Genomic DNA, 11366 nt, shown 5'->3' with positions numbered 1-11366 from the left:
CCACCGGGTTACGCCATATTTAATCCCCCTCCGCGCATGGCGGGTGACTTCCCCGTGGGAGCGAATTCATTCGCGAAGGGCGCATGCCTGAAAAACATTCAATGACTGACACACCGCCTTCGCGAATGAATTCGCTCCCACCAGAATGTCGCTAATACTCAGTGCTACTGCATATCCCGCCAGGTCAGATAAACCCGCAGATCGAACTCCAACTGGTGATAGCCAGGCTGCATGTGCTCGCACAGTTTGTAGAACGCCTTGTTGTGGTCCGATTCCTTGAAGTGCGCCAACTCGTGTACGACGATCATCTTCAGGAATTCCGGAGGCGCTTCCTTGAAGAGCGAGGCGACACGGATTTCCTTCTTGGCCTTGAGCTTGCCGCCCTGCACCCGTGAAATAGTCGTGTGCAGGCCCAATGCGCGATGGGTCAGATCGAGACGGTTGTCGAACAGAACTTTGTCTATGTTCGGCGCATTGCGCAGGTATTCCTGCTTGAGCCCTAACGCGTACGCGTACAACGCCTTGTCGCTCTGCACGTCATGACGCTCAGGGTAGCGCTGCTGAAGGTAGTCGCCCAGTTTGTTTATGGCGATGAGCTGTCTGACCTGATCCTGAAGTGCTGCCGGATAGGCCTGAAGGTATTTGAGCGGAGCAGTCGCCGATGCAGTCATGAGCCGTAACGTAGTATGAAAGGCGCCAGTGTACAGAAATCACTGTTGTTTCAGACTCTCCCAGTCAAAAACCTTCGGAAAGCTCAATGCCTCGTCGGCCAACATCGGTCGCGCGACCAGATAACCCTGAATCAACTGACAACCGTTGTCGGCCAGCCACTGATATTGCTCAAGGGTCTCGACGCCTTCTGCGATCACCAGCACGTTCAGATTACGACACAGATCAATGATGCTACGCGCCACCGCGGTATCACGCGGCGTGGTGAGCATACCGGCGATGAAATGCCGGTCGATCTTCAGGGTATCGATGTCCAGATTGCGCAAATGGGTCAGCGAGCACTCGCCCACACCGAAATCATCCAGCGCGATACTCACGCCAATGTCATGCAAGTGACGGATCTGATTACGGCTGTGCGCCAGGTTATGCACCAGCGACGCCTCGGTGAGCTCCACTTCCAGCTGCCCCGGCTTGAGGTCATAGCGCTGCATGGCGCGGCGCAGCTCGGCAGCAAGGCTAGGCATGCAGAACTGGGTAGGGCTGACACTGATACTCAGCACCAGATCATCGTCGAAGACATCAATGCAGCGGCCACGATGTTCGGCACCCTGCTCGAAGATCCAGCCGCCGAGCTTGTTGATCAGGCGGGTCTCTTCAAGCAGAGGAATGAACACGCCTGGCGGTACATCACCAGCGCTTGGGTGCTGCCAGCGCAACAATGCCTCGAATCCTCGCAATCGCCCATCGGCAATAGAAACCTGAGGCTGATAAACCATAGAGAAATCGTGACCATCGATGGCGGTGCGGACGCTGTCTTCAAGCATCAGCCTGGAGCGGGCGCGTCCGTTCATTTCCTGATCGTAGAAGCGATACTGCTGACGACCTGCGCGCTTGGCTTCGTACATCGCGATATCTGCGGCACGTAGCAGCCCGTCAAGATTGGAGCCACAGTCCGGGAAGGTCGCGATACCAATACTGGCACCCAGCGTGACGTCCAGACCATCGATCTGCCTGCGTACAGAAACCCGCTCGATGAGTTTTTCCGCCACTTTGGCGGCCTGTTCGGGGAAGTCCAGCCCGTCGATGACCACGGTGAATTCGTCGCCGCCCATGCGGGCCAGAACATCGTAGGGCCGCATGCAGTCCTTGAGTTGCTGTGATACCCAAAGCAGCACCTGATCCCCGGCGTCGTGGCCAAGGGAATCGTTAACCCGCTTGAAACCGTCCAGATCCAGATACAACAGCACCAGGAACCGGCCTGGCTGGTCATTGCGCAACAACAAGCCTTCGACCGCCTGGTAGAAGCCGCGTCTGTTGAGCAATCCGGTCAAGGCATCAGTAACGGCTTGCTGCTCCAGTTGCTGATAAAGATCGCGCACCACCGACATGTCCAGAATGCTGAACACCATGGATTTCTGCTCGGCCGGCAATGGCGCGCAGGACAATGCCACCGGCAGTTTCCGGCCTTCACTGGTGCGCAAAACCGCATCGTGCAGGCGATAGATTTCGGCATTGCGATAATGGCGATAGAACCCGGATTGCGCCCAATCGACGACCTCCGGTTCAATCAGGTAATCAATCACGCTGGTCCCGCCCAGTGTCTCGGCACTGGCACCCAACAGGCGACAGATTGCAGGGTTGGCGAAGTTGATCAGCCCGGCCTCGTTGACGACCAGAATACCTTCGTCGATGTTATCCAGTACCGAGGCGTTAAAGGCTCTGGCAGCTTCCAGCTCTCGGGAAATTCGCTGCAGGGCGCGCTGATTCTGCTGTTGCTCCAGCAACACCTGAACCTTGGGCCTGAGAACGTTGGGATCAAACGGTTTGAAGAGGTAGTCAATCGCGCCACTGGCGTAGCCACGATGCACAGCATCCTGAGATTGCTCGTTGGCAGTCAGGAAAATAATCGGGGTCAGCCGCGTTCGCTGGCTGCCGCGCATCAAGCGGGCAACTTCGAAACCATCCATCCCGGGCATCTGAACATCGAGCAGGACCAGATCGACTTCGCGCTCCAGAAGCACTGTCAACGCCTCGATCCCCGAGCTCGCCGTGACGATGCACCAGTCCTGCCTTTGCAGCACCGCACGCATTGTCACCAGGTTCTCTGGATAGTCATCCACCACCAACAAAACAGAACAGCCATCACCCGGCTTGGTTTGCGCGCATTCCATGCAACTTCTCTTATGTGGCACGACATCCAGGGACAGTCGTTTTAGATTTCCAATCGCGTAACTCTAGTCGGCTCTGACGGAAACTGAAGATAGCTTTGTGACCGCCTTCACTAAAGTTCACATTTAACCGACTAACGGTCGTCTCCTACAGGCCACATGGCGCAAGCCCTACAGCCAATGTGACAGCACTTTGACGTCATCCGTTCGGCAATTAATTATTAACAGTTTGTTATTGAGAACGTATAACAACAACCCGGAAAGGCTTGACCTAGACAGCCCTTACTGGCAAAGCGACATATTGGAAAACAACTTATGGTAGATATGGCTTCGTGGAATCTGAGTATTCCTGTGGGTTCGCCCCCCAAAACAATCGAAACGTCCCAGTTGAAAAAGGGCTATGACGGTAAATATTTTCGTTCAGAGTCGGGCTACATCTTCTTCTGGTCACCCGTAACTGGATCAAAAACCGAAAACGCCAAATACCCGCGAAGCGAACTGCGCGAAACCTGGTCCGACGGTACCCTGCACAACTGGATGTATCCAGACGCCGATAACCAGCTGGCCGCCACCCTTGAAGTCAATCAGGTGCCCTCCTCGGGCAAGATCGTGATTGGCCAGATACACGCCTACGAAAGCACCGAGCCGATGCTCAAGGTTGAGTATCAGTACAAGGAAGACACCAAGTCGGGAAATATAGTTGCGAAGTTCCGAAAGCGCTATGACGACAAGGAAAGCCGCGTCTATCAGATTGCCGAAGGCGTGCCGCTGAACGAGCGCTTCAATTACAAGATCCACCTCAGCCCCGGAGGAGATCTAAGCGTCAGCACGAGAGGGAAGAACTGGACCAGTCCGGTCAGCGCCACCTGGCGTGACAAGCCGCTGTACTTCAAGGCAGGGGTTTACGTGCAGGACAACAAGGGCTACAGCAGCGAAGGCGGCAAGGCCACCTTCTATAAGCTGGATATTGATCACAACAAGACGTAGGGCTGAATTTCTGTTGCCCCAGCTCTCTGCAGGAGCTCACGAGCAACGCGAGGCAGCGATAGCGGTCTGCCTGATAAATCGCAATCGCGGCCTCGCGTTGCTCGTGCGCTCCTACAGAATCATTTCAATTCAATTGCTCGCTGCTTTGAACTCTTTCTCGGCCAGCTCAAAACGCGCCTGCATACCCGCCGAAGGACCTTTGCCCAACAGGCTGAACACCACGATAGCGATGCTGGCGAACAGGAAGCCGGGGATGATTTCGTACAGGCCCCATATACCCAGCTGCTTCCAGACAATCACAGTGATTGCGCCGACCAGTACACCCGCCAGCGCGCCGTTACGGGTCATGCCTTTCCACAGGACCGAGATCAACACCACCGGACCAAACGCAGCGCCGAATCCTGCCCAGGCATAACTCACCAGGCCCAACACGCGATTATTCGGATCAGCAGCCAGCACGATGGAGATGATCGCAATCAGCAGGACCATGCCGCGACCGACCCAGACCAGCTCTTTCTGCGAAGCGTGTTTACGCAGGAAAGCTTTATAGAAGTCTTCAGTCAGCGCACTCGAACACACCAGCAACTGACAGCTCAAGGTACTCATCACCGCAGCCAGAATCGCCGAGAGCAGCACGCCGGTCACCCACGGGTTGAACAGCAGTTTGGCCAATTCGATGAACACCCTCTCCGGGTTTTCAGTGACAGGCCCTGCTACTTCCGGATGCGCCGAGAAGTAGGCAATCCCGAAAAAGCCCGCAGCAACCGTACCGCCCAGACACAGGATCATCCAGGTCATGGAAATGCGCCGGGCACTGGCAATCGACTTCACCGAGTCTGCCGCCATGAAACGCGCCAGAATGTGCGGCTGGCCGAAATAACCCAGGCCCCAGCCCATCAGGGAGATGATGCCGATGATGCTGGTGTTGCGGAACATGTCGAAATTGGCAGGATCCTTGGCTTCGATGGCCAGGAAGGTTGCATCAACACCGCCGGTCGCCAGCAGCACGATGATCGGCGTAAGGATCAATGCGAAGATCATCAGCGTTGCCTGAACCGTGTCCGTCCAGCTTACCGCCAGGAAACCACCCACAAACGTGTAGGCGATGGTTGCGGCAGCACCGGCCCACAGTGCAGTTTCGTAAGACATACCGAAGGTGCTTTCAAACAGGCGTGCACCGGCAACAATGCCCGAAGCGCAATAAATGGTGAAGAACACCAGAATCACCACGGCGGATATCACCCGCAGCAAGCCGCTTTTGTCTTCAAATCGACTGGTGAAATAGTCCGGCAGGGTCAAAGCATCGCCGTTGTGCTCGGTCTGCACACGCAAACGACCCGCGACAAATAACCAGTTCAGATACGCACCGACGATGAGCCCAATGGCAATCCAGCTTTCCGACAGGCCAGACATATAAATAGCACCCGGCAGGCCCATCAATAGCCAGCCGCTCATGTCCGATGCACCTGCCGACAACGCCGTAACAACGCTGCCCAGGCTACGACCGCCAAGAATGTAATCAGAGAGATTATTGGTTGAGCGATAAGCCATCAGGCCGATCAGCACCATTGCTGCGATATAGATCACGAAGGTGATCAGGGTGGGATTGCTGACACTCATTGGTATTTCGCCTTGGCATTGTTTTTATTTAGCGAGGTCGACTTTGACCGGGAGATTAATAGCCAAGACGCAGAAAAAAGCGGCAGATTTTCTGGCCTCACTCCCAGCCGAAGCCAGTCCCGCGAGAACAATTCTTGGTCGCAGATGCGACATCGCGACGCATCCTATTCAACAACTCATCAGCGGTGCAACCCATTTACCATCAAAAAGTTGCACCTCAACGTTACCTCCCTTCGTTTTTTTCGAAATCTGCCCTGTTCCAGAGCATGCGCTGCCTTTCATCCGTACATCAGCACTGCGGTTGTGCACCAGAGAATGTCAAAGCAGGACAGGCTGGCAGATCCCGGAAATATTCATCAAAAAAAGGGTTGCACCCGGTTGCACCCCACCCCACTCATGGCTAATCTTGTCCGACAACCAAGGCCACGTTGCAGTGGCACGATGAGGACAGCACATGGCGACCACCACCCTGGGTGTCAAACTTGACGACCCGACCCGCGAGCGATTGAAAGCAGCCGCTCAGTCCATTGACCGGACTCCGCACTGGCTCATCAAACAGGCGATTTTCAATTACCTGGAAAAGCTCGAAGGTGGCGCAACCCTCTCCGAACTCAATGGCTCAGCGAGCAAAGATGGCGATGACCATGGCGAATTGCCGGTGGACACCACTCACCAGTGCTTCCTTGAGTTCGCTGAAAGCATCCTGCCGCAATCGGTGCTCCGCGCAGCAATCACCGCCGCTTACCGCCGTCCTGAACCGGAAGTGGTGCCGATGCTCATTGAACAGGCACGCCTGCCTGTAGCCATGGCAGAAGCGACCAACAAGCTCGCCGCGACCATAGCCGAGAAACTGCGCAATCAGAAAAGCGCTGGCGGTCGTGCGGGAATCGTTCAGGGCCTGCTGCAGGAATTTTCGCTGTCGTCTCAGGAAGGCGTGGCACTGATGTGCCTGGCCGAAGCGCTGCTGCGTATCCCGGACAAAGGCACGCGTGACGCATTGATCCGCGACAAGATCAGCACGGGCAACTGGCATCCGCACCTCGGCAACAGCCCTTCGCTGTTCGTCAACGCTGCGACCTGGGGTTTGCTGCTGACCGGCAAGCTGGTGTCGACCCACAACGAAGCCGGGCTGACCTCTTCCCTGAGCCGTATCATCGGCAAGAGCGGCGAGCCCATGATCCGCAAGGGTGTGGACATGGCTATGCGCTTGATGGGCGAGCAGTTCGTCACCGGTGAAACCATCGGCGAAGCGCTGGCCAACGCGAGCCGCTTTGAAGCCAAAGGCTTCCGTTACTCCTATGACATGCTCGGCGAAGCCGCACTGACCGAGCACGACGCACAGAAATACCTGGCCTCCTATGAGCAGGCGATCCACTCCATCGGCAAGGCGTCCCATGGTCGTGGCATCTACGAAGGTCCGGGCATCTCGATCAAGCTGTCTGCGCTGCATCCACGTTACAGCCGCGCCCAGTATGAGCGCGTCATGGAAGAGCTGTACCCGCGCCTGCTGTCGCTGACCCTGCTGGCCAAGCAATACGATATCGGCCTGAACATCGACGCCGAAGAAGCCGACCGCCTTGAGCTGTCACTGGATCTGCTTGAGCGCCTGTGCTTCGAGCCGCAACTGACCGGCTGGAACGGCATCGGCTTTGTGATCCAGGCTTACCAGAAGCGCTGCCCGTATGTGATCGACTACGTCATTGATCTGGCACGCCGCAGCCGCCACCGCCTGATGATTCGCCTGGTGAAAGGTGCTTACTGGGACAGCGAAATCAAGCGCGCCCAGGTCGAAGGTCTGGAAGGTTATCCGGTCTATACCCGCAAGGTGTACACCGACGTTTCCTACATCGCTTGTGCCCGCAAACTGCTGTCGGTGCCGGAAGTCATCTACCCGCAATTCGCGACGCACAACGCTCACACCCTGTCGGCCATTTACCACATCGCCGGTCAGAACTATTACCCCGGCCAGTACGAATTCCAGTGCCTGCACGGCATGGGCGAACCGCTTTACGAGCAAGTCGTGGGCAAGGTCGCCGATGGCAAGCTGAACCGACCGTGTCGCGTATATGCGCCGGTAGGCACCCACGAAACACTGCTGGCCTATCTGGTGCGTCGCCTGCTGGAAAACGGGGCGAACACTTCGTTCGTTAACCGGATTGCCGATCAGTCGATTTCCATTCAGGAACTGGTGGCTGATCCAGTGGCCAGCATCGAGCGCATGGCGACTCAGGAAGGCGGCTTCGGCCTGCCACACCCGCGTATCCCTCTGCCGCGTGATCTGTATGGTGCCGAGCGCGCCAACTCCAGCGGTATTGACCTGGCGAACGAACATCGTCTGGGCTCGCTGTCTTCTGCCCTTCTGGCCACCGCTCACAACGACTGGAAGGCTGCCCCGATGCTCGGCAGCCCTGCCAGTGAAGGCACAGCCACCCCGTTGCTTAATCCGTCTGATCTGCGTGACGTCGTGGGGCATGTGCAGGAAGCCAGTCTGGAAGATGTCGACAGCGCCCTACTCTGCGCCCTGAGCTCCGGCCCGATCTGGCAAGCCACTCCGCCGGCCGAACGCGCGGCTATCCTGGAGCGTGCCGCCGACCTGATGGAAGCAGAAATCCAGCCATTGATGGGCCTGCTGGCTCGCGAGGCGGGCAAAACCTTCGCCAACGCTATCGCTGAAGTGCGCGAAGCGGTGGACTTCCTGCGCTATTACGCGGTGCAGGCGCGCAATGATTTCAGTAACGACGCGCACCGCCCGCTGGGCCCGGTGGTCTGTATCAGCCCGTGGAACTTCCCGCTGGCGATCTTCAGCGGTCAAGTCGCCGCTGCCCTCGCTGCCGGTAACCCGGTGCTGGCCAAACCGGCTGAACAAACGCCACTGATTGCCGCACAAGCTGTTCGTATTCTGCTCGAAGCGGGCATTCCTGAAGGCGTGCTGCAATTGCTGCCGGGACGCGGTGAAACGGTGGGTGCGCGTCTGGTCGGCGATGATCGGGTCAAAGGCGTGATGTTCACCGGCTCCACCGAAGTTGCTCGTCTGCTGCAACGCAACATCGCCGGTCGCCTTGATGCGCAAGGTCGCCCTATCCCGTTGATCGCGGAAACCGGTGGCCAGAACGCCATGATCGTCGATTCCTCGGCGCTCACCGAGCAAGTGGTTATCGACGTAGTATCTTCCGCGTTCGACAGCGCCGGTCAGCGTTGCTCGGCCCTGCGCGTGCTGTGCCTGCAGGAAGACTCTGCAGACCGCGTCATCGAAATGCTCAAAGGTGCCATGGCTGAATGCCGCCTCGGCAACCCGGAACGTCTGTCTGTGGACATCGGCCCGGTAATCGATGCTGAAGCCAAGGCAGGCATCGACAAACACATTCAAGGCATGCGCGACAAAGGCCGTACGGTCTATCAGGTTGCAATCGCTGATGGCGAAGAAATCAAGCGCGGCACCTACGTGATGCCGACACTGATCGAGCTGGAAAGCTTTGACGAACTACAACGTGAAATCTTCGGTCCGGTGCTGCACGTGGTTCGCTACAAGCGCAAGGAACTGGACACCCTGATCGGCCAGATCAACGCCTCTGGTTATGGCCTGACGCTCGGCGTACATACTCGTATCGACGAGACGATTGCCAAGGTCATCGACAACGTCAACGCGGGCAACGTTTACGTTAACCGCAACATCGTCGGTGCCGTGGTAGGCGTGCAACCGTTCGGCGGCGAAGGTCTGTCAGGTACAGGGCCGAAAGCTGGTGGTCCGCTGTATCTGTATCGCCTGCTGTCGACCCGTCCCGTCGATGCAATTGAGCAATCGTTCGTGCGTGGCGACGCCTTGGCGACACCGGATACCCGGATGCGCGAAGCGTTGACCAAGCCGTTGCAGGCACTGAAAACCTGGGCAACCGGCAATCAGCAGCCTGAGCTGGATCAGCTTTGCAGCCAGTTTGCAGTGCAATCGCAAAGCGGCATCACCCGCCTGCTGGCTGGCCCGACTGGCGAGCGCAACAGCTACAGCATCCTGCCGCGCGAACACGTGCTGTGCCTTGCTGAAGCGGAAAGCGACCTGTTGATCCAGTTGGCTGCGGTTCTGGCGGTTGGCAGCAGTGCGATCTGGCCTGACAACGCGCTCAGCAAGCCACTGCGTGCGCGACTGCCGAAAGAAGTACAGGCACGCATCAAGCTGGTAGCCGACTGGACGAAAGACGAGGTGCTGATTGATGCCGTTCTGCATCATGGCGACTCGGACCAGTTGCGCGTGATCTGCGAGCAAGTGGCCCAACGCCCGGGCGCAATCGTCGGTGTCAACGGCTTGTCCCATGGCGAAACCAACGTTGCACTGGAGCGCCTGGTGATTGAACGCGCACTGAGCGTCAACACCGCAGCTGCGGGGGGTAATGCGAGCTTGATGACCATCGGTTGATGGGCTGACGGGTAAATAAAAGAGAGAGCTTCGGCTCTCTTTTTTATTGTCAAAACTTTAAAATCTTGACACCTAATCTGCCTGCTGATTCGCTATAAAAACAGATTTAAACCATCCAGAATAATTGCACTATATACCTCACCCACTCGCCAGCAACGCAACAACAAAAAACCATTACACTCTCTAATACTCTGTGATTAAACGCCGCTACCGACTGATTAATTAATCTTTCGAAAACTATATAATTAACGCAACTAGAGTTTAGAAAATGCCTACCTTACAAAATCAAATAATTGAGTTTGATCCTGCCTTTGGTATCAATGGCAAACTTGACGTCCGCCCGCCTGGCAACTTCCGCAATGACTTGTCGAACCTGGCCATGGATGCATCCGGCCTGCGTTTAATGATTTATGGGGCCTACGAACGCGAAACACCGAACCTGTCCGTTCCGGGCGTTGCCTCTCTTTACCTGAACGGTGACTTCGATACCCGTTTCGGGGACAGGCACGACGGCCTGACCATCGCGCCACCGAGTATCCTGGCACAGAGCGCCAGCGGTTTCGCCAGACTGAACAATGGATCATTCTTCATCACCGGATCAGCGTCCCAACAACTTCCGCTCCTCAGGTATGACCATGAAGGGCGACTCATGTACGTCATGGACCTTGCCGAGGGTCCGCAATATTCCACTCCACGATTACTGGGGATGGGTGAAGCCGTCTTGCTGGCCAGTTCCGACCGTAACGGGGGGATTATTTATTGCCGCAACTACGAAACAGAAGAACCTTATTTCGGCACTGACGGCAAGGCAACTTTCCTGACCGGCAATAGTTATGTATCTACCTTGCACATGGCGCGCGGTAGTGATGACTCATTTTATCTGGCCGGGGAAGTAGGCAATGATGGCTACATTCTGCGTATGACCCGTACAGGCGAACTGGATCAAGGATTTGCCGACGGCGGTGTGTACAAAGTCCGGATGGTGGACGCCCGTTACAACGCGTGTCGCAGAGTGATAGCCCTTCCTGATGGTAAAGTTCTTGCGCTGATCAACGGCTCCGGCTCCGATCTCGGCGCAGGCAGCCACATGATTCGCCTGACCGCCACCGGGCGAATCGACACGACATTCAATCGCGGCGAACCCTTGCGCATCCCAGGCGAAGTCGGCGAAGACATGACACTGCAGGCAGACGGCAGAATCCTGGTGGCTAATCGCGGCGTGATGACAGGCAACCAGCTGACCCGCTATTTGCCTGACGGCCTGCTGGACATCGAATTCGGCAACGAAGGGACTGGCTCAATTACGTTCACCAATGAACAGATGGGCTTCGTGAAAGCCGTGATGGTTCAGCCTGACGGCAAGATTGTGATTGGCGGAACATCGGGCTCGATTACTACGCTGCTGAGGTTGCTGGCGTAAGACCTTACCGCTACGGGCGCACCCATGCCGCATGGCTAGCCGGTCCCACTGAATGACGCAGAACCTGTGGGAGCCGGGCTTGCCCGCGATAAGG

Annotated in this window: 6 protein-coding genes; 3 read left to right on the top strand and 3 right to left on the bottom strand. The window is 56.8% G+C overall.

Annotated elements, in window-relative coordinates; genetic code table 11:
* Positions 1–164 precede the first annotated feature (164 nt).
* Both KDX30_RS29030 and KDX30_RS29025 read right to left on the bottom strand, forming a co-directional pair.
* Complete coding sequence (locus tag KDX30_RS29030) at positions 165–671, bottom strand: M48 metallopeptidase family protein (RefSeq protein WP_231678216.1); 507 nt, start codon at positions 669–671, stop codon at positions 165–167.
* 39 nt (positions 672–710) lie between these two features.
* Positions 711–2840, bottom strand: coding sequence for a putative bifunctional diguanylate cyclase/phosphodiesterase (locus KDX30_RS29025; RefSeq protein WP_231678215.1), 2130 nt, complete (start codon positions 2838–2840; stop codon positions 711–713).
* 312 nt (positions 2841–3152) lie between these two features.
* On the opposite strand from KDX30_RS29025, the gene KDX30_RS29020 reads away from it, so the two are divergent.
* Positions 3153–3824, top strand: a complete 672-nt coding sequence (locus KDX30_RS29020) for a polysaccharide lyase family 7 protein (protein WP_027898398.1) — start codon at positions 3153–3155, stop codon at positions 3822–3824.
* A gap of 129 nt (positions 3825–3953) precedes the next feature.
* Here KDX30_RS29020 and putP read toward each other — a convergent pair whose 3' ends face one another.
* On the bottom strand, positions 3954–5444 hold the full coding sequence (putP, locus tag KDX30_RS29015; protein WP_231678214.1) for a sodium/proline symporter PutP: 1491 nt from the start codon (positions 5442–5444) through the stop codon (positions 3954–3956).
* A 454-nt stretch (positions 5445–5898) separates the two neighbouring features.
* Here putP and putA point away from each other — a divergent pair, with 454 nt between their 5' ends.
* Together putA and KDX30_RS29005 are read left to right on the top strand one after the other, a co-directional pair.
* A complete protein-coding gene (gene putA, locus KDX30_RS29010) occupies positions 5899–9852 on the top strand; it encodes a trifunctional transcriptional regulator/proline dehydrogenase/L-glutamate gamma-semialdehyde dehydrogenase (protein WP_231678213.1) in 3954 nt (1317 codons plus the stop codon).
* A gap of 268 nt (positions 9853–10120) precedes the next feature.
* A complete protein-coding gene (locus tag KDX30_RS29005) occupies positions 10121–11272 on the top strand; it encodes an NHL repeat-containing protein (RefSeq protein WP_231678212.1) in 1152 nt (383 codons plus the stop codon).
* The last annotated feature ends 94 nt before the right edge of the window (positions 11273–11366 follow it).

It is taken from the genome of Pseudomonas quasicaspiana, assembly GCF_021147825.1.
Classification (GTDB): domain Bacteria; phylum Pseudomonadota; class Gammaproteobacteria; order Pseudomonadales; family Pseudomonadaceae; genus Aquipseudomonas; species Aquipseudomonas quasicaspiana.
The sequence above is the reverse complement of the archived record's forward strand: the minus strand, read 5'-3'. Positions and strand labels throughout refer to the sequence as shown.

What these genes read in the sequence shown, in the direction of transcription:
- KDX30_RS29025 (WP_231678215.1), bottom strand. Translation starts at nt 2,840, where the DNA reads ATGGAATGCGCGCAAACCAAGCCGGGTGATGGCTGTTCTGTTTTGTTG.
- putA (WP_231678213.1), top strand. Translation starts at nt 5,899, where the DNA reads ATGGCGACCACCACCCTGGGTGTCAAACTTGACGACCCGACCCGCGAG.
- KDX30_RS29005 (WP_231678212.1), top strand. Translation starts at nt 10,121, where the DNA reads ATGCCTACCTTACAAAATCAAATAATTGAGTTTGATCCTGCCTTTGGT.
- KDX30_RS29030 (WP_231678216.1), bottom strand. Translation starts at nt 671, where the DNA reads ATGACTGCATCGGCGACTGCTCCGCTCAAATACCTTCAGGCCTATCCG.
- KDX30_RS29020 (WP_027898398.1), top strand. Translation starts at nt 3,153, where the DNA reads ATGGTAGATATGGCTTCGTGGAATCTGAGTATTCCTGTGGGTTCGCCC.
- putP (WP_231678214.1), bottom strand. Translation starts at nt 5,444, where the DNA reads ATGAGTGTCAGCAATCCCACCCTGATCACCTTCGTGATCTATATCGCA.